Genomic DNA, 18,392 nt, shown 5'->3' on the forward strand with positions numbered 1-18,392 from the left:
TGCTGTAGCTCTTGTACTGCTGCAACTCTTGTCCTGCCGTGCTGCTGTACGTCCCTGCAGTACGTCCCTGCTGCGGCTTCCCCGCCGCGGCGGTCAGTCCTGTTTAAGCGACTGAAGTTACGCTGGCCTGGGCCAGTTCCTCGATCTTGTCGGGGCGGAAGCCGGACCAGGAGTCCTGCTCGGTGATGACCACGGGGGCCTGCATAAAGCCGAGTGCCCGGACGCGCTCAAGAGCTTCCGGATCCTGTGACATGTCCACACTCTGGTAGGCGATGCCCTTCTTGTCCAAGGCGCGGTATGTTGCGTTGCACTGAACGCACGAAGGCTTGGTGTAAACCGTGACGGTCATGGTGGTCTCCCCTTGATGATGCATGATGATGCCTTTGAAGTCTGTTCCTTGATACTACATCCGGCCACTACATCTAGTGCGCTGCCATGGGTCCCACCCCTAGATGATGTATTACAAGTATGTCATTCCACACGCCGTTCGTCCACAGTTTCTGCACAGGGGCGACCCCTTGATTTACGTGGTTTTCCGCTCCGCTGACGGGGTTTCTCCACAGCCTGTGGAGAGTGGATGCACAGGCTGTGGGGCCGGCTTAAAGATTGCGTGTCGCCTGCCGTGGGCGTGTCGCCCGTAGTAGCTGCTACCACTAGATATGGTGGTCGACGGCGGTCCAGGGTACCAAGGAGAGGGTGTAAGGCATCGTGGTCAATCCGATCCACCTCAAAACGCTCCTGGAAGTCATCCGTTCCGGATCCTTTGCGGCCGCAGCGGTGCACCTGGGCTACACGCCCTCTGCCGTGTCCCAGCAAATGTCCGCCTTGGAACGCGAAACCGGCACCACTCTCTTTGCACGCTCAGCCCGGGCCGCCGTACCCACCGAAGCCGCCGTGGTGATGTCCCGCCATGCGGCGAAGGTGCTGACCGACCTGGATGCCCTCCTCGCCGCCGCGGCGAGGGCCGAAGCCGGCACGGAGCACGAACTGCGCCTGGGGATCTTCCCCAGCCTCGCCACCTTCGCCCTTCCCCGCTTGGTGGGCTCCCCCGACTGGCGGGACCTCGGCATCAACCTCAAGATCTTCGTGGCGGAACCGGGCCAGACCATACAGGGCCTGCGCTCAGGCGGTGAGCTCGACGTCGCACTGGTCTTCCAGGTCGGGCAGGGCGGACTTGCCTGGCCCGCCACCGTTACCCGGCAGTGGCTGGGCGACGATAACTTCCGGGTCGTCCTGCCCGCCCAGTGGGGCATCCGGCCAGGCGCCAAGGTCACTGCCGAGCAGCTCTCCGATATGCCCTGGATCATGCATCATCCCGGCACTCCGGATGCCCTGGTGATCGAGCGGCTGTTCGCCAGCTGCAGCCTGCATCCCCGGGTTGCAGCCTACTGTGACGACTTTAACGCGAGCCTCGAGATGGCCGCGGCGGGAATCGGGGCCGCCCTGGTACCGGAGCTCGCCATGCTGAACCGGCAGGACGGCGTCGTTGTCCTGGATGTCCCGGAGATCCGGCTGGCCCGCAGTATCTTCGCGCTGCTCATCAACGACCGCCAGCTCCCCCGGACCAGGGTCTTCCTGGACCGGCTCGCCGAAGTCCTGCAGGGGATCAGCATCTCCCCCGGCCAGGCAGGCCCCGGCCGCAGCTCACCGCCTGCCTAAGCCTGGTGTTCCCGGTGCGGCCGGACCGGTGCTGTGGGGCAGGTCCCATAAATCGACGCCCCCCGGCGCAGCAGGCCATACTTGCCAAATGGCCCCGCTCGGAAAGTCCCTCCCCAAACCGTCGTTCGCGGCCGTGTCGAACCGGCTGACCGGCATGCTGCGCTACACCCGGCTCCAGCTGGCGCTCAAAGCAGCACTGGCAGTGGGGATCGCCTGGACCATCGCCCCGCTGGTCCCCGGGGTGGCATCCCAGTACCCCTATTACGCCCCTCTGGGTGCACTGGTGAGCATGTATCCCACCATTTCCGGCTCGGCGCGCGCCGGGTTCCAGACCCTGATCGGGCTGGCCACGGGAATCGGACTGGCGCTGGTCGCGCTGCTGTTCGGCGGGCCAACCGTTTGGACGATCGCACTCATTGTGGGTGTGGGGGTTCTGCTCGCCGGCATTCCGCGGCTCGGCGCCGGCCGGGACTATCTGCCGGTCGCAGCTTTGTTCGTCCTCGTGCTGGGCGGTGACGATCCGGACGGCTATTCCTATGGCTACGGGGTCCAAATGTGCGTAGGCGTGCTCGTGGGTCTGATCGTGAACGCTGTGGTGTTCCCGCCGCTGCACCTGAACGGTGCCGTGGACGGCCTCGCGTCGCTGCGCCTGAACCTCGCGAAGCAGCTGCGGGAGATGGGTATGGCAGTTGGGGAAAGCTGGCCGCCGGAACACGAGGACTGGTCCAACCGGCGCACCGAACTGATCACCTTCAGCCGCGAAGTGCGTGAGGCAGTACAGCTGGCAGACTCCAGCCGCCACGGCAACCTGCGGAGGCGGCGCCACCAGCGGGATCTCAGTGCCGATTTCCGCGCGCTGCGTGCCATGGAACGCGTCACCCTGTATGTGGAGGACATGACAGAGGTCCTGGCCACCGCAATCTGGCAGACACCGGAGGACACACCGGTTCCCGGAGCCGTCGCGGATGCGTTGGAACGGGCCATGCTTGCCAGTGCGGAAGCGGTCGAGACCTGGGACGCCGATACGGATGAGTATTCGGAGGCGGTGGAGGCGGTGCAGGAGCTGGTGCGGCAGATGAACAGTTCAGCTTCACCGGACTCGCCCATCGATGCCACGGCGTCCCTCGCCATGAGTCTCCGCCGGATCATGCGCACCATCCGCACCGAGGAAGATCAGCCCTAGAACCCTCAGGGCCGGACGCCGCCGGCCCTGCCCGGGGTCCGCCTTGCGGTCCCACCTGACGGGTCCAGCCGCCCGCGGAGGTTGACCGCCAGCACCGTCAGCGCGGCGCCGGTGACGACGGCGGCCCCCAGGGCAAACAGGGTGGCGGGATTCCCTTCGTGCACCACAAAGAACAGATGCCAGGCCAGCAGGACGGCCAGGAGGGTTGCCGCTCCGCAGGCGGCGGCCAGCACGGAGGCGCAGGCAACCGCCCGGCGGGTATTGCCCTGAGCAGTCAGCCCGGCCAGGAGCCAGGCGGCGCCCGCAGCGATCTGAACACAGGCGAACCCGCTGATCACCACCGCAGCGTACGGCCGCAGCAGGTACGCATACTCCGGGAACGACACAGCCAGGTCCCCGCCCACCGCCGGCACGAGGACGGTCTGGGCTACGAGAATCAGCAGGAAGGTCAGGATCAGCAGGACCCGGAGCTGCACACGCACCGTTCGGGTCAGGGATGCAGTTCGATTCGGAAATGCCGTTTGAATTCGGGAACCCGATTGATTCATGGATCGAGTATCGGCGCTTAGCTATCGTTTTTCAATAGCTCAATCGAGGAGAATGCTGAGGCTAGCCCGCGTCGGGCAGCAGACCAAGCTCCGAAAGCTGCCGGGACATCCCGGCACCGTCCGGTGCGTAGATCCACGGAATGTCCCGGGGCTGTTCGCCGCCGCGGCCCGCCGAACGGCCGCCGGCCAGCACAGCCTCACCCGGTGAGAGTTCCCGGATAGCAACGGCCCGCACGTTCTCCGGGTGGCTCCGGCTGAAGGCTGCATAGATCTGCTCGTCGTGCTGCCCGTTGTCCCCAATCAAGAGCCAGCTGATCTCGGGAAACTCAACGGCCAGCCGTTCGAGCTGGGTGCGCTTGTGCTCCGGGCCGCTGCGGAACCAGCGGTCCCGTGTCGGCCCCCAGTCGGTGAGCAGGAGCGGGCCCGCCGGATACAGGTTGCGGGTAATAAAGCGGGTGAGGGCCGGCGCGACGTTCCAGGCCCCGGTGGAAAGGTAGAACACCGGGTTGCCTTCGTTTTCCCGCGCCAGCCGGTCCATCATCACGGCCATCCCGGGAGTGGGTGTGCGTGCGTGCTCATCCAGCACAAAGGTGTTCCACGCTGCGAGCAGCGGCCGCGGCAGTGCTGTCACCATGATGGTGTCATCAATATCCGAGATGACTCCGGTGCGGGCTCCGGGGTCCACGATGAAAACCGGTGAGACCGCCGCAGCGGCCTCCGGTTCCGCCTCAGGACGCAGCGTTACGGTGGTCCAGCCCGGAGCCAGGGACGCGGGCAGCACAACATCGATCACGCCGCCGCGGTCTGCCGTCACCAGATGCTTTTCGGTGCCGACTTCGATGCGCACGACGGCGTCATTGACCGGAGGGCTGGTGAAGTTGCGCCAGCCGCGTACGCCGTCGCGCAGCGCCTTGGCGGATTCACCGCTGCGGGCTGCGAGTTTTCCCGGCTTGGCGAGGACCACCCGGCCCAGGACCCGCACCCAGGAGGTGGATCCGTAACCGGTAAAGGAAAGCACCGTCTGGACTCCCCCGCGTTTGCGGGCTGCTTCCATCCGGTAGGCATGCAGCCGGTCCTCAAGCCGGGCACCGATATGGATCGCCTGGTCCTTGGTCCGCTGGACTGCGGGGAGGCCTGGGAGAGGAGTCGAAGACATAATTCCAGTCTGTCAGATGCTCAAGCCGGGGCTACCGGTACTGGGACCGGACAGGGCAGTCGAACGGGTCCCTTGCAGCCAGCCCAACCCGGTTCAGGTAGCGCACCACGATGCCGTAGGACTCGGTGAGGGTGGCTTCCGTGTAAGGAATCTTGTGCTTGGCGCAGTGTTCCTTGACGATCTCGCTGGCCCGCGCCAGATGCGGGCGGGGCATGCTCGGGAAAAGGTGGTGTTCCACCTGGTAGTTCAGCCCACCCATGAAGGTGTTCATGCCGCGGCCGGTGACGTTGCGGGAGGTCAGGACCTGCCGGCTCAGGAAGTCCACCTTTGAATCCCGCGGAATCAGCGGCATGCCCTTGTGGTTGGGTGCGAAGGACGCGCCCATGTACACCCCAAAAACGCCCAGCTGAACGCCGAGGAAGGCGAATGCCATTCCGACGGGGAGGAAGAAGAACACGGCGCCGACATAGAGGCCCAGGCGCAGGAACACCAAGGTGATCTCGGTGTAGCGGCCCTTGACCTTGTTCTTGGAGAACAGGTGCCGGATCGACGTCGCGTGCAGGTTCACGCCTTCAAGGAGCAGCAGGGGGAAAAACAGCCAGCCCTGCCGGCGGGTCAGCCAGGCCATCAGGCCTGTCCGCGTCTCTGCCTGCTCGACCTGGAAGGAAATGGTGTCCATCTCGATGTCCGGATCCTTGCCAACCGTATTGGGGTTGGCGTGGTGCCGGTTGTGCTTGTTCATCCACCACTGGTAGCTGATACCGACGACGGCGTTGGCCAGGAACCGGCCGGCACGGTCGTTAGCAGGACCGGACTCGAACACCTGGCGGTGTGAGGCTTCGTGGGTGATGAACGCAATCTGGGTAAACAGGATACCCAGCGCGGCTGCGATCAGCAGCTGGAACCAGCTTTCACCGATCAGGAAGAAGCCGGTGCCCGCGGCAATGAGCCCGGCGCAGAGGAAGGCGAAGGTGGTGATGTAGAAGGCCCGGCGCCGCTTCAGCAGTCCCTCATCCCGGATAATTTTCAGCAGCGCCGAGTAGCTGCTGGTGACCGGGTTGTCCCGGTTCCTGGGGGTACGGCCCGTGTTACCGGCCGAGCGGGACTGTGCAGCAATGCTCATAGTGCCTCTGGAGGTCTTCGACTTCCCAGCCGCGAAGTAGAGCATGTGCTCTGCAGATGTGACCAGCCTAACCCGACTTGCTGGCAAAAGCCTGAGCGGCACCTCCGGGGCGCGGCCGGTGCTGCTATGTGACGCCGCCCGGCGGGCCCCGTGGGTTCCGGATGAACCTGACAGCTCCGGATAGGCCGGGGTTCCGCCCGCTGCAGCTCCGTCCGGGTTGACCGGTCCGGTATCCGGGCGGAGCATTGCTGGCAGAACCGGTCCGCAACGCCAGCGCCCAGGAGCAGCCGTGATCCGAGTCCTGTCCATCGACGGCGGAGGAATCCGCGGCATCATTCCTGCGACCTGGCTGATGAAGCTCGAAGAACTGACCGGCAGGCATACTGCCGACCTCTTTGACATCATGGTGGGCACCTCCACCGGGGGCATCCTGGCTCTGGGCCTCGCCTGCCCTGCCCAGGGCAAAACCCCGCACACCGCGGCGGCGGTACGCAGCCTCTATGTTGATCACGGTGCGGAAATATTCTCCGGCCATGGACGCCGCCTGGACACAGGTGCGGCGGGACAGGCTTCCGCGGAGCCGCAGCGGGCGGCGCGGTATTCCTCTGAGCCGCTGCGCCGGTACCTGGACCAGTATTTCAGTGACCGGAGGCTCTCCCAGGCCCTGAAGCCGGTTGCGGTGGTGACGGTGGACCTGGCCCACTTTGCCGGCCTGTTGTTCAGCGGCGGCGGGCTGGGCCAGCATCCGCTCGGCGACGCACGGATGTCGCTGGCGGCCCTGGCGACGTCCTCCGCGCCTACGTATTTCGAACCGGTGCGCCATGCCGGACCGGACGGCGTCGACCGCCTCCTGGTGGACGGAGGGTTGGCGGCCAACGATCCGGCGTTCGTGGCACTGGCACTGGCCCTGGTGCAGCAGCGGCGCGCCGGCGGAAATGAGGAGATCCTCCTGGTCTCCCTGGGCACCGGCCTCCAGGCCGGCGGTGGTTCACTGGAAGCGGGCTCGCTGGCACAGCTGGCCCATCCCGAACAGCTGGCGGCCCTGGAACCTGTGGTCGAATCGCTGTACGGCGCACCCGGACTGCTCACCCGCCACCTGCTCGCCGCCGCCCTCGGTGCCGGATATGTCCGGATACAAACCCGGCTGCTCCCCGGCGTGGACCATGCCCTGGACAATGCCGGTCCGGACAACATCCGCGGGCTGCTGGAAACCGCTGATGCCCTGCTGGCGGCAGACGGGCCGCGGCTCCAGGAACTCGCCGCAAAGCTGACAGTGGGCTAAGACGTGTCCGGGCGGACCGTGGGCGGACCGTAGTTCGGACCGTGATTGATTGACATTGACGCAGCGTCAACCTTTAGCGTGGAAGCGTGAACCCACAGGAACCCCGTGAATGGTCCGTGCAGGAGGTTGCCCGGCTGGCCGGTACAACCAGCCGGACCCTGCGTCATTACGACGCCGTTGGCCTCCTGCCGCCGTCGCGCCTTGGCTCCAACGGCTACCGGTACTACGACCAGGACGCCCTTGTCCGGCTGCAGCGGATTCTGCTTCTGCGCGGGATGGGGCTGGGCCTGGACGGCATTGCCGGTGTCCTGGAACGGGAAGGGGACGCAGCCGCCGCGCTGCGCACCCACCTGGCGTGGCTCAGGAATGACAGGGAACGGCTGGGGCGGCAGATTGCCTCCGTGCAGCGGACCATCACAGCACTTGAAGAAGGGCAGGACATCATGGCGGACAAAGCGTTCGATGGCTTTGACCATACGGAGTACAAGGACGAAGTTGAACAGAAATGGGGCAAGGAGGCGTATGCCCGCTCGAACGAGTGGTGGCGGAACATGAGCGACGGCGAGCGCACCGGCTGGCGGGCGGGGACGGAGGCGCTGGGACAGGCCTGGACCGAAGCGGCAGCTCAGGGCACGGACCCCACCGGGCCTGCTGCCAAGGGGCTGGCGGCCCGCCACATCGACTGGTTGAAGAGCGTTCCCGGCGCTCCGACAGATCCGGCAAACCTGTCCGGATATGTGCGAGGGCTGGCGGACATGTACGTGGCTGACCCCCGGTTTGCTGCCAACTACGGCGGAGCCGACGGAGCGGCCTTCGTCCGCGCGGCACTGCTGGCCTATCTGGAAGGGGGCTTGAAGAGCTAGGCTCTCCGGTCCGGTTCCGGGCGCAGCGGCTTACGCATGGCTAGTATCCATGCATGAGACTCACTGACCCGGTGCCCGAACCGGGCGCGGCCGGCACCCCGGAACGCGGAACCGGCGCCCGGCGCCCTGCCCTTGATCTCGGCATACCGCCCAGCGCGGAACCCTGGCGCAACCCGGCCGTCTACTGGCCCTCACTGAGCGGTGCCGTGGCGCACCTGGATGCGCCGGCCGCGGTACTGGGCCTGGAGGCCCTGCGGTTTAATGCCCACGACCTGCTCCGGCGCGCCGGCGGTATCCCGCTCCGCGTGGCCAGTAAGTCCATCCGGGTCCGGGCCGTGCTGGATGCGCTGCTCGAGCTGCCGGGATTCCAGGGCATTTTTGCCTTCACCCTGCCCGAAGCCCTGTGGCTGGCAGAGCGCTGCAGCGACGTCGTCGTCGGGTATCCCACCGCCGACCGGAAGGCACTGGCACAGCTGCTCTCCGATGAGCGGCTGGCCGCCCGGGTCACGCTGATGGTCGACGACGAAGCCCAGCTGGACCTGATTGATTCCCTGGCATCCCCGGGGCAGCGGCCCCCGGTGCGCGTCTGCCTGGACGCGGATGCCTCCTGGCAGGCACCGGTGCTCGGTTTCATCGGCACCCGCCGCTCTCCCCTGCACACCCCGGACCAGGCACTTGGGCTGGCCCGCCGTGTCCTCGACCGTCCGGGATTCACCCTGGTGGGCTTGATGATGTACGAGGGACAGGTCGCCGGCGTTGGGGATGCGGTTCCCGGCGCCCTGCCGGCCAACCAGCTGATGCGCTGGATCCAGGGCCGGTCCATGGTTGAACTGACGGAGCGCCGCGGATCGATCGTCCACGGGCTGAGGCAGCTGGCCGACCTGGAATTTGTCAACGGCGGCGGCACCGGATCCATCGAGGCAACGGGCCGGGATCCTTCGGTCACGGAGATTACGGTTGGCTCAGGACTGTTCGCCGGGCACCTGTTTGATGCCTACCGGGCCTTCTCCCCCGCCCCCGCTGCCGCCGTCGCACTGGATGTGGTGCGCCGCCCCAACCGGAACACTGCCACCGTCCTGGGCGGCGGCTGGATCGCCTCCGGCCCGCCCGGCGCCAGCCGCGTTCCCCAGGTGGCCTGGCCGCCGGGCCTGAAGCTGCTGCCCCGGGAGGGCGCCGGCGAAGTACAGACACCGCTCACCGGCCGTGCAGCAGGAGATCTCGCCGTCGGAGACCGGGTCTGGCTCCGGCACGCCAAGAGCGGCGAGCTGTCCGAGCGGGTCAACCAATTCCAGGTGGTCCACGACGGCGCTGTGGTTGCCGCGCTGCCCACCTACCGCGGCGAGGGAAAGGCATTTCTGTGAACCGGCAGGTCAAAATCCCACACCAAACCCACCAACGGCAGCAGTGGCGGAACTGGGGCCGGACCGTCAGCGTCCGTCCGGAACGCATCGAGGCCCCTGCCTCCGTCCCGGATCTGCAGCGGGCCGTGGCAGCTGCGGGGGCAGCCGGACAGCGGGTCAAGGCTGTCGGCGCCGGGCACAGTTTCACCGGCATCGCCGAAGCTCCCGGTCTCCTGCTGGATCTGGCCCGGCTGCAGGGCCTGCTCGGTGTGGACACGGCCCGCGGCCAGGTCCGGCTGCTGGCAGGAACCCGCCTGCATCGGATTCCGGGACTCCTGGCACCGTATGGCCTGGCGATGCCGAACCTCGGTGACATTGACCGCCAGTCCATTGCCGGGGCGATCTCCACCGGGACCCACGGCACCGGTGCCGCGTTCGGCGGCCTGGCCACGCAGGTGGCGGGCCTGACCCTGGTGCAGCCCGACGGCGGTCTGCTCACCCTGGAAGCCGGGGACCCGCTGCTGCCGGCAGCTGCCCTAAGCCTCGGCGCGCTCGGCATCATCACCGAGGTGACCCTGCAGTGCGTTCCTGCCTTCGTGCTGCGCGCGGAAGAACGGTCCGAAGCCCTGGCCGGGGTCTTCGAAAACCTGACCGGCCGGGTCAAGGGAACCGATCACTTCGAGTTCTACTGGTTTCCCCACACCGACCGAGCAGCGACCAAGTCCAATACCCGGCTGCCAGGCACTGCGGAGCGGAATCCGCTTCCCGCATTTGGCCGCTGGATCGATGAATCCCTGCTCTCCAACACGCTGTACCGGGTGACCTGCGCCGCCGGCACCGCCGCTCCCGCACTGGTTCCCCCGGTCAACCGGGCAGCGGCCCGGCTGCTTGGCGGCAGGAGCTATGCCGACCTGTCACCGGCGGTCTTCACCCAGCGGCGCACGGTGCGCTTCCGGGAAATGGAATACGCCGTGCCGGCAGATCTGCTGCCCTCCGCGTTCGAGGCGCTGCAGGGACTCATCCAGGCACACCGCTGGCGGATTTCCTTCCCGGTGGAGGTGCGCTGGGCCGCCGCTGACGACCGCTGGCTCTCCACTGCTTACGGCCGGGACACCGCCTACATCGCCGTGCACCGGTACCACCGCGAGGATCCGGCCGAGTACTTCGACGCGGTGGAGGAAGTGATGCTCGCACATGAGGGCCGGCCGCACTGGGGCAAGCTGCACGGCCTCGGTGCAGCAGTCCTGGAGCCGCGTTATCCCCGCTTTGGGGATTTCCTGGCCCTGCGGGACCGGCTCGATCCCGACCGGATGTTTGCCAATCCCTACCTGGACCGGGTGCTGGGTACCTAAGCGTCCGCCCGTTCCCGCCGCTGCTGCGGGCCGTCCGGCCGCAGGACCGCCGAGGCGTCGCACCCTGCCCTGCCCTGCACGCCGTACGATGAGCCGATGCCCGGCCCGAAGGAGAGTCCGTGACCACTGAATCAATTGCTGCCCGGACAGCAGCCCTGCCCCGCAGCTGGTGGTGGGGGTTCATTCCGTTCGCTGCGCTCTCCGCCGTCCATGTGGGTGCGCGCCTGGCCGAGGCTGACGCCGTTGCCGGACCAACAAAACTCGTGCTGATGCCGCTGCTGGCCGCAGCGGCCGTTTGGGCACTGCGCGGACAGGGCTGGCGGCAGGCACCAGCCGTCCTGCTGCTGGCCGCGCTCTTCTGCTCCTGGATCGGCGACGGCGCCGGGGCTTTCTTCCCGCAGGCCCCTGAACTTCCGGTGATGCTCGCTTCCTTCGGCATCGCCCATCTCTGCTACATCCGGCTGCTGTGGAGATACGCCGCCGTACGGCCATTCCCGCGCTGGGCGCTGGTTTTTCCGCTGTGGTGGGTGCTGATGCTCCTGGTTCTCTGGCCTGCGCTGGGGCCCCTCGCTTCCGCGGTGGTGGTGTACGGACTCGTGCTGGGCGGGACGGCGGCAACGGCCGCCCGCTGCAACCCCGTCATCGCCGCGGGCGGTATCCTCTTCCTGGCCTCGGACACCGTGCTGGCCCTGCGAATCTTCCTTCCGGACGCCATGCCCGCCTGGACCAGCGCACTGGTGATGCTCACCTACTGCGCCGGCCAGGGCCTGATCGTTGCCGGTCTTCTCAGTAGCCGAGCTCGTCCCGGAGCCTACCGGAACCAATAACCGCGGCACCGGCGCTGCGGCTTCGGTCCGCGAGCTCCCGGTCGCTCGTGGCCACCGTGACCCGGTATCCCCCGGCAGCCAGCTGCTCGGCAGCTGCTGCCACGGCGTCATCCCCGGAGCCGCCGGACCGGATAACCCTGACGGGGCCGGCAGGGTTCGGCGCAGCAGTGTCCGGAACGGACCGGGCCTGGCCCTCCAGTACAACCACCAGTTCGGGATACCAGGTATCTTCCGGAAGACCGAGCAGCGATGCCGGCAGCCCGCGGACCGAGGCAGCGGCAACGGCGTCCAGCAGCCGGGCCGCAGCTCCCGCCCGGTCCTTCCACCAGCCGTCCGGCACCGAGCCGATGACGTTCGCCGCGTCAACAACGACGGCGGGGCGGACCTGGAGCAGCGGCCGCAGCCGGAGCCAGGATTCCGCGAACCCGGGGTGCAGGGGCAGCCCGGCAACGTCGTCGGGCATCACCCAGGCGAGCTCATGGCTTTCGGGATCGCTGATGACGGCTTCAAACGGCTCGGTGACGTCTCCGACGATCGTGGCGTAGGACCAGACACCGAGGTCCAGCACGCTCATCAGCCGGGGCCGGATGGCTGATTCCGGAACACCGGCTTCCTCGGCAGACTCCCGGAGGGCCGCAGCCAGTGCCGGCTCATGCTCATGCCGCGCGCCGCCCGGGAGCGCCCAGGTGTCGCCGTGGTGGCTCCAGGAGACCCGGTGCTGCAGCAGGATCCCCCGCGCCGGGTCGAACGCGAGCAGGCCGGCAGCACCGAAGCGCCCCCAGTAACGCTCGCCGGATTCCGCGACCACCCAGGCATCGCCTGGGTCCCGCGGACCATGCGGACGGCGGGGCTCTCCTTCGGCAGGTTGTTCAATCCTCACGCGCCCACCTTTTCACATCCCGGTGCCTGGTGGCCGCGCGGCACACGGCCCTGCGTCAGGACTACAAAAAACCCGGCACCAAGACAACAAAAAACCTGCCCCGCAGATGCGGAACAGGTTTTACGTTGGTGATGCTGACTTTGAATTGGTGGAGCTGAGGGGACTCGAACCCCTGACCCCCTGCATGCCATGCAGGTGCGCTACCAGCTGCGCCACAGCCCCAATTCAGTTGTTGTTTCCACTGGATTTTTCGATCCAACCCTAAACCACGGCTGCCCGTAGGTTTATCGGTGGAGCTGAGGGGACTCGAACCCCTGACCCCCTGCATGCCATGCAGGTGCGCTACCAGCTGCGCCACAGCCCCGAACTACTGTCATTGACAGCATATTTCAGTGTATTTCTCTGGTTTTCCCTGTTGTTTCGGTTCCGGTTTCCTGCGCCCGGGCCGAAGCAACTCCTCTACTTTAGTACAGAAGCGCGGCAGTGCAAAATCAAACTACACCGTTGATATTCGCGCTGTGGGAGGGGCAGGGCCAGGACGCCCCCGCCCCCCCACAAAACAACGTTATCCGGCGTCGGTAGCAGGCTCTTCGGGAAGCTGCAGGTCAACCGCGGGGCAGTCCTTCCACAGGCGCTCCAGGGCGTAGAACACCCGGTCCTCCTCATGCTGGACGTGCACCACAACCGTGGCGTAGTCCAGCAGGACCCAGCGGCCCTCGCTGCGGCCTTCGCGGCGCACCGGCTTCAGGCCCGACTTAGCGAGTTCTTCTTCCACACCGTCAACAATGGCGTTGACCTGGCGTTCATTCGACGCGGACGCGATGAGGAAAACGTCGGTGATGGCCAGCCGTTCGCTCACGTCGATCGCGACGATGTCATCCGCCAGCTTGGCCGATGCGGCCCTGGCCGCAGTCCGGGCGATATCTATGGATGATTCGGTGGCGCTCAACGTGTCTCCTTGTGTGGTATCAGCTGCCAAGGCCGCCGACGATCAGTATTATTCCGAGGATGAGGGCCGACAGGCCCACACCCACAATTCCCAGGGATACGGCTCGTATCCTCCGGCTGCGGCCGAGGCCCGCAGTCATAACATCCAGGGGGTCCAGTCCGAACGCGCTTCGCGCACCGATCGGCTTGGCACCTTGGTCGGCCTCCAGCGGGGCGTTCACCAGCGCGTCGGCGCGTGCCAGGATCCTGGAATGCCGGACATCCGCTGGCTCCTGGCTCCGTGCCGGCGCGCCGCCCGGGCGGTGCTCCTTCGCCTGCTGCCGGACGGAGGCCTTCCTGCCTGCACCCGTCGCCTGCGGTGCAGCAGGATTCGACGGTACAGCAGAATTCATGGGTGCAGCGGGGTTCGACGACGTGACAACCGGCACGTGGGACGTGGCCGGCCGTTTCATGACCGGCCGTTCCAGGCCTGGGACCTCTACGAACTCGAGCGGGGTAACCATGGCCAGGTTGTGGGCGGTGGTTGGGTCCGACTGGGGCGAGCGGCGCTGCTCGTTTTCCTGGGCCAGGCGCTGGATGTTCTGGGTCCTGCGGTTGAGGACGGCGGCCCGTTCGGCCAGTGCCCGCTGCTGTGCCAGCAGTTCCAGGTCAACAGCGTGCGGATCGGCCCGCTGCAGGGCTTCCATGGCTGCCACCTGGTTGCGGGCCTGGTGCTTCAGCGCTTCCCGTGCCGCCAGGGCCTGTTCCACGGACATGTCCGCGATGTCGGCGTTGGGTTCCGGGGTGGAAACCGGGCGCTTTTCAGGACCAGCGGAGCGCTGGACGTCCGGAGACGGGGTCTCAGGTGACGGCTGAACCTCAGGGGATGGCTGAACTCCAGGGGATGACTGGACTTCAGGCGACGGCTTGCCGCCCGGCGTTCTGCGCGCATCCGCCCGGCCATCGGAACCGGCGGGTGCCTGTGCCGGCGCCTGGCCCTGAACAGACGGGGACGCCTGAACTGAAGGGGAAGCCTGAACTGGGGACGCTTGAACTGATGGTGCGCGGTTCGGGGCCGGAGTTACCGGCTGGATGACGGGGGCAGGCTGTTCCTCCGCTGCCCGGCGCCGGCGTTCCCTGCGGCTCGCTCCCTGGGGTGCGGGTTCGGTGGTTCGGCTGGGCGCCGCGGCCGGGCCGGAGCGGCGGCCGGAACCGGGGGCGGGGGTCTGCGCCTGCGCCTGCGGAGTCTTGGCGGGCGCTTCTGCCGCAGCGGCCCGCCCGGAGGACTGGGCCCGGACCGGAGCGGATGCGTCCTGTTCCGGTTCCTTCTCCTGCTGTCCGCTGCCGGCCTTTTCCCGGGCAGCCTGCTGGGCCTGCTGCTGGGCTATCCGCAGCTGGCGGCGGGTGGGCGGATTGGCGCTTGACTCTTCAGGACGTTTCGGGCTGTCGGTGAGCGCCTTGTAGGTACGAAGGGCTTCCCGGTCCCGTGCCCGCTGCTGGGACTCCCGTTCCTGGTGCCCCGCATCCGCCGTCGAGCCGGCCGCGCGGCGGCTGCGTCGAGGTGCGTCTGCGGACTCTGGACCGTTAGTCATTTCCTACCCATCCGGTGTTGATCGCTCAGGCTACTGGTTCAGTCGTGGCAGCCGGAACCTGCTGCTGTGAAGGTGTGTACAAGTTGTGCTTGGCGATGTACTGCACCACCCCGTCCGGTACCAGGTACCAGACCGGCTCGGATGCTGCGACCCGCTGGCGGCAGTCGGTCGAGGAGATCGCCATCGCCGGGACCTCCAGGAGCTTGATGTCATCCCGGCCCATGTTCTGCAGTTCATGCCCCGGCCGGGTCACGCCCACAAAGTGGGCCAGCGTCCACAGTTCCTGCACGTCCTTCCACGAAAGGATCTGCGCCAGTGCGTCCGCTCCGGTGATGAAGAACAGTTCGGCGTCCGGACGCGCTCGGCGCAGATCCCTAAGCGTATCAATTGTGTAGGTGGGGCCCGGGCGGTCGATATCCACCCGGCTGACTTTGAAGCGCGGGTTCGAAGCAGTCGCGATAACAGTCATCAGATACCGGTGCTCGGCCGGCGTGACCGTTTGGGCGGACTTATGCCACGGTTCGCCGGTGGGCACGAAGACCACTTCATCAAGGTCGAATACAGACGCCACTTCACTCGCAGCCACCAGGTGACCGTGGTGGATGGGGTCAAACGTGCCGCCCATAACGCCAAGGCGATAAGGGCGGTTCCCGTTCGCTGTGCCGTCTGCGGTGTCGATGCGTGCGTTCATGCGTGCGGTTCCAGCGGCTCCACCTGAGGCGGAAGCCTACTTGGCGATACCCTGGCCGTGATCGTGCTTGTTAGGGTGCTGACGCTGCGGATCCACGTGCTCAGGCGCTGCTTCGTGACGGTGTCCCAGGCTGGTGAATGCCATGGTGGCGAACATCAGGACCATGAAAATGCCAAAAATGACGGCACCGTAAACGAGTGCAGGGGTGCCCTCGGCGTGTTCTTCAGCAACTTCGGCCGCCATCATTGCAGCACTGGAAAGCTGGATCAGCATGAATCTCCCTAAATCAACCGCCGGAGAACCCGGCAGAGCAACGTTTCTAGATCAATGGTACGCGTCTGTGGCCCGAACAACGCAGTTCGGACCCGGGGGTGAAGGGGGTTAGCCCCGCACCTGCCCCTCGCCCTGGATGATCCATTTGGTGGTCGTCAATTCCTTCAGGCCCATCGGACCCCGCGCATGCATCTTCTGGGTGGAGATGCCTACCTCTGCGCCAAGGCCGAGTTCACCGCCGTCGGTAAAGCGGGTGGAGGCATTGACGATCACGGCAGCGGAGTCGATTTCGGCAATGAAGCGCTCTGCGTTGGCGAGGTCGTTGGTGATGATGGCCTCGGTGTGGCCGGTGCTCCAGCGGCGGATGTGCTCCAGCGCTTCATCCATGGAGTCCACCATCGCCACGGCCAGATCCAGATCCATGTACTCGCGGCCCCAGTCCTCGTCCGTGGCAGCCGTGGCCGTTACGCCGTCAGGCAGGATTTCCCGGATCCGTTCGTCGGCGTGCAGCCGCACCCCGGAAGCCGCCAGGGCGGCCAGGACGTCGCGGGCAGCTTTGCCGCCGCTGTGCACCAGCAGGGTTTCCACCGTGTTGCACACACTCGGCCGCTGCGTCTTGGCATTCAGCAGGATGTCGATGGCCATCTCTTCGGGCGCGGTCTCGTCCAGGAAGATGTGGACGTTTCCCTCGCCGGTCTCAATAACCGGCACGGCGGCGTTGGTTACCACATTCTGGATCAGTGCCCGGCCGCCGCGGGGAATCAGGACGTCCACGCGCCCGCGGGCCTTCATGAGGACGTTAGCGCCCGCCCGGCCGTAGCCGTCGATGGTCTGGACAGCGTCGGAAGGCAGCCCCACAGTTTCCAGGGCATCCCGGATCAGATCAACCAGAACGGTGTTGGTCGAAGCGGCGGCGCTGCCGCCGCGGAGGACCACCGCGTTTCCGCTCTTGAGTGCCAATCCCGCGATATCCACGGTCACGTTCGGCCGGGCCTCATAAATGGCACCCACCACACCCAGGGGAACATGGATCTGCCGCAGGCGCAGCCCGTTGGGCAGGGTCTGTCCGCGGGCAACCGAACCCACGGGATCCGGCAGGCCGGCCAGGTTCCGCAGCGCGTCGGCCAGCCCCTCAATGCGTTCCGGGGTCAGTGTCAGCCGGTCCAGCAGTGCTTCAGATGTGCCGTTGTCCCGGCCACGCTGAACATCCTCCGCGTTCGCCGCCAGTACGACGTCGCGCTTGGCGACGACGTCCTGGGCGATCTGCTCCAGGGCAAGATCCTTCCAAGCGCGGTTGGCGCGGGCCATCCGCCGGGCGGCGGTCCTGGCCCGGTCGGCAATGCGGTGCACCCCGGCTTCGACTTCCTCCGGGGTGGGCGTATCGCTCCCGTTGCGGCCGGCGGATGTGGCGGACGTGCTCACGGAAGTGGTGTTCACAGCGGTCATGCTCCCAGTGTAGCGGCGGCCCCGCGGGCCTGCCCGGTCCGTGACGCTGCGGGTGCCGTCCCTGCTCCAGCGGAGCGGGGCTGCAGGATGACCAGGTCATTAACGTGCACCACTGAACGTTCATATCCGTGGCCCAGTTCGCGGGCCAGCTCACGGGTGGAGCGGCCCAGCATTTGAGGCAGTTCATCGGAGGCATAGTTGGTCAGCCCGTGGGCGAGGACGCGTCCGGAGGTATCGCGCAGCGCCACCGGGTCCCCGGGCTCAAAGTGCCCTTCCACGGCAACAATGCCAGCGGGCAGCAGCGACCGGCGCCGCTCCCCCACGGCCCGGGCCGCGCCGTCGTCGAGCACCAGGCTGCCCTGGATCCTGGCGAGGTGGGCCAGCCAGAGCAGGCGGATCGGCTGGCGGACGCCGCGCGTGGCGAACCAGGTGCCCACGTCCTCTCCAGCCAGTGCCGCGGCGGCATTTTCCGTGGAGGTGACCAGGGCCGGGATGCCCGACTGCGCGGCAATGGTGGCCGCCTCGACTTTGGTGACCATGCCGCCGGTGCCGACGCCTGCTTTGCCGACCTTGCCGATCCGGACGTCTTCAAGATCCTTCAGACCGGTCACTTCCGGAATGCGCCGCGCGCCGGCAGCCGGCGGGCCGTCGTAGAGCGCATCGACGTCGGAAAGCAGGATCAGGGCGTCGGCTTTGACCAGGTGGGCAACGAGGGCTGCCAGCCTGTCATTGTCGCCGAAGCGGATTTCGTGGCTGGCGACGGTGTCATTTTCGTTGACGATGGGTACCACGCCGAAGTTCAGCAGCCGCTCCATGGCCCGGTGGGCGTTGGCGTGGTGGGTCCGGCGCATCAGGTCTTCCACAGTGAGCAGGACCTGGCTTACCGTCACGCCGTGGGCTCCGAACGCCTGGGTGTACCGGGCCATCAGCAGCCCCTGGCCCACGCTGGCGGCGGCCTGCTGGGTCGACAGCTGGGCCGGCCGCTTGGACAGGCCCAGCGGCGCGAGGCCTGCAGAGATGGCGCCGGAGGACACCAGGATAACTTCGGTTCCCTGCCGGCGCCGCGCGGCCAGGACGTCGGCAAGGGAATTCAGGGCCTCATCCGAGATGCCGCCGGCAACGGACGTCAGCGATGAGGAGCCAACCTTCACGACGATGCGGCGGGCGCGGGCGAGGCCCGCCCGCGACTTCAGCGGCCGTTTGGGGGCGGGAGGGATCTGTGCTTCGGTTTCTTCACTCATGACGGATCT

The 18,392-nt window shown here is 66.9% G+C and carries 18 protein-coding genes and 2 tRNA genes; 7 read left to right on the plus strand and 13 right to left on the minus strand.

The window, feature by feature from the left end; translation table 11 throughout:
- Window positions 1-103: 103 nt before the first annotated feature.
- The gene (nrdH, locus tag ArtHe_RS07555) at window positions 104-349 is read right to left on the minus strand and encodes a glutaredoxin-like protein NrdH (RefSeq protein WP_066297287.1); all 246 of its coding nucleotides are present in this window, start codon (window positions 347-349) and stop codon (window positions 104-106) included.
- A 359-nt stretch (window positions 350-708) separates the two neighbouring features.
- Between nrdH and ArtHe_RS07560 the strand changes: the two genes are divergently transcribed.
- Window positions 709-1,659: a LysR family transcriptional regulator gene (locus tag ArtHe_RS07560; RefSeq protein ID WP_248319454.1), complete on the plus strand. Its 951-nt coding sequence runs from the start codon at window positions 709-711 to the stop codon at window positions 1,657-1,659.
- Between the two features lie 88 nt (window positions 1,660-1,747).
- On the plus strand, window positions 1,748-2,842 hold the full coding sequence (locus ArtHe_RS07565) for an aromatic acid exporter family protein (protein WP_248319455.1): 1,095 nt from the start codon (window positions 1,748-1,750) through the stop codon (window positions 2,840-2,842).
- Window positions 2,843-2,847: 5 nt separating this feature from the next.
- Here ArtHe_RS07565 and ArtHe_RS07570 read toward each other — a convergent pair whose 3' ends face one another.
- The 3 genes from ArtHe_RS07570 to ArtHe_RS07580 form a co-directional block, all read right to left on the minus strand.
- Window positions 2,848-3,324, minus strand: coding sequence for a DUF2975 domain-containing protein (locus ArtHe_RS07570; protein ID WP_248319456.1), 477 nt, complete (start codon window positions 3,322-3,324; stop codon window positions 2,848-2,850).
- A 127-nt stretch (window positions 3,325-3,451) separates the two neighbouring features.
- Window positions 3,452-4,546, minus strand: coding sequence for a phosphatase domain-containing protein (locus tag ArtHe_RS07575; protein WP_248319457.1), 1,095 nt, complete (start codon window positions 4,544-4,546; stop codon window positions 3,452-3,454).
- Between the two features lie 31 nt (window positions 4,547-4,577).
- Window positions 4,578-5,669 carry an acyl-CoA desaturase gene (locus ArtHe_RS07580; RefSeq protein WP_248319458.1) on the minus strand — a complete coding sequence of 364 codons (1,092 nt, stop codon included), beginning with the start codon at window positions 5,667-5,669 and terminating at the stop codon, window positions 4,578-4,580.
- A gap of 289 nt (window positions 5,670-5,958) precedes the next feature.
- On the opposite strand from ArtHe_RS07580, the gene ArtHe_RS07585 reads away from it, so the two are divergent.
- The 5 genes from ArtHe_RS07585 to ArtHe_RS07605 all read left to right on the plus strand — a co-directional run bounded on the left by ArtHe_RS07585 (window position 5,959) and on the right by ArtHe_RS07605 (window position 11,333).
- A complete protein-coding gene (locus ArtHe_RS07585) occupies window positions 5,959-6,951 on the plus strand; it encodes a patatin-like phospholipase family protein (protein ID WP_248319459.1) in 993 nt (330 codons plus the stop codon).
- A gap of 86 nt (window positions 6,952-7,037) precedes the next feature.
- Window positions 7,038-7,814, plus strand: coding sequence for a MerR family transcriptional regulator (locus ArtHe_RS07590; RefSeq protein ID WP_248319460.1), 777 nt, complete (start codon window positions 7,038-7,040; stop codon window positions 7,812-7,814).
- Between the two features lie 53 nt (window positions 7,815-7,867).
- Window positions 7,868-9,175 (plus strand): amino acid deaminase/aldolase, encoded by a 1,308-nt coding sequence (locus tag ArtHe_RS07595; RefSeq protein WP_248319461.1) that lies wholly within the window; start codon window positions 7,868-7,870, stop codon window positions 9,173-9,175.
- On the plus strand, window positions 9,172-10,506 hold the full coding sequence (locus ArtHe_RS07600; protein WP_248319462.1) for a D-arabinono-1,4-lactone oxidase: 1,335 nt from the start codon (window positions 9,172-9,174) through the stop codon (window positions 10,504-10,506). Before ArtHe_RS07595 ends, ArtHe_RS07600 begins: the two co-directional genes overlap by 4 nt.
- A gap of 119 nt (window positions 10,507-10,625) precedes the next feature.
- The gene (locus tag ArtHe_RS07605; RefSeq protein WP_248319463.1) at window positions 10,626-11,333 is read left to right on the plus strand and encodes a lysoplasmalogenase; all 708 of its coding nucleotides are present in this window, start codon (window positions 10,626-10,628) and stop codon (window positions 11,331-11,333) included.
- On the opposite strand, the gene ArtHe_RS07610 is transcribed toward ArtHe_RS07605, so the two are convergent.
- The 9 genes from ArtHe_RS07610 to proB form a co-directional block, all read right to left on the minus strand.
- Complete coding sequence (locus ArtHe_RS07610) at window positions 11,293-12,213, minus strand: NUDIX hydrolase (protein WP_248319464.1); 921 nt, start codon at window positions 12,211-12,213, stop codon at window positions 11,293-11,295. The genes ArtHe_RS07605 and ArtHe_RS07610 overlap by 41 nt on opposite strands.
- 146 nt (window positions 12,214-12,359) lie before the next feature.
- Window positions 12,360-12,435: transfer RNA gene (locus tag ArtHe_RS07615), tRNA-Ala, on the minus strand.
- Window positions 12,436-12,504: 69 nt separating this feature from the next.
- Window positions 12,505-12,577 (minus strand) — tRNA-Ala (locus tag ArtHe_RS07620).
- Between the two features lie 201 nt (window positions 12,578-12,778).
- The gene (gene rsfS, locus ArtHe_RS07625) at window positions 12,779-13,162 is read right to left on the minus strand and encodes a ribosome silencing factor (protein WP_066297255.1); all 384 of its coding nucleotides are present in this window, start codon (window positions 13,160-13,162) and stop codon (window positions 12,779-12,781) included.
- Between the two features lie 19 nt (window positions 13,163-13,181).
- Window positions 13,182-14,732: a hypothetical protein gene (locus tag ArtHe_RS07630; RefSeq protein WP_248319465.1), complete on the minus strand. Its 1,551-nt coding sequence runs from the start codon at window positions 14,730-14,732 to the stop codon at window positions 13,182-13,184.
- A 25-nt stretch (window positions 14,733-14,757) separates the two neighbouring features.
- On the minus strand, window positions 14,758-15,423 hold the full coding sequence (gene nadD, locus ArtHe_RS07635; protein ID WP_083521434.1) for a nicotinate-nucleotide adenylyltransferase: 666 nt from the start codon (window positions 15,421-15,423) through the stop codon (window positions 14,758-14,760).
- 36 nt (window positions 15,424-15,459) lie between these two features.
- On the minus strand, window positions 15,460-15,696 hold the full coding sequence (locus tag ArtHe_RS07640) for a hypothetical protein (RefSeq protein WP_248319466.1): 237 nt from the start codon (window positions 15,694-15,696) through the stop codon (window positions 15,460-15,462).
- A 108-nt stretch (window positions 15,697-15,804) separates the two neighbouring features.
- The gene (locus tag ArtHe_RS07645) at window positions 15,805-17,142 is read right to left on the minus strand and encodes a glutamate-5-semialdehyde dehydrogenase (RefSeq protein ID WP_248319467.1); all 1,338 of its coding nucleotides are present in this window, start codon (window positions 17,140-17,142) and stop codon (window positions 15,805-15,807) included.
- Window positions 17,139-18,383 carry a glutamate 5-kinase gene (gene proB / locus ArtHe_RS07650; protein WP_083521433.1) on the minus strand — a complete coding sequence of 415 codons (1,245 nt, stop codon included), beginning with the start codon at window positions 18,381-18,383 and terminating at the stop codon, window positions 17,139-17,141. The genes ArtHe_RS07645 and proB overlap by 4 nt, the downstream gene beginning before the upstream one ends.
- Window positions 18,384-18,392: the final 9 nt, after the last annotated feature.

This window comes from Arthrobacter sp. Helios (assembly GCF_023167125.1).
Taxonomy (GTDB): Bacteria; Actinomycetota; Actinomycetes; order Actinomycetales; family Micrococcaceae; genus Arthrobacter_B; species Arthrobacter_B luteolus.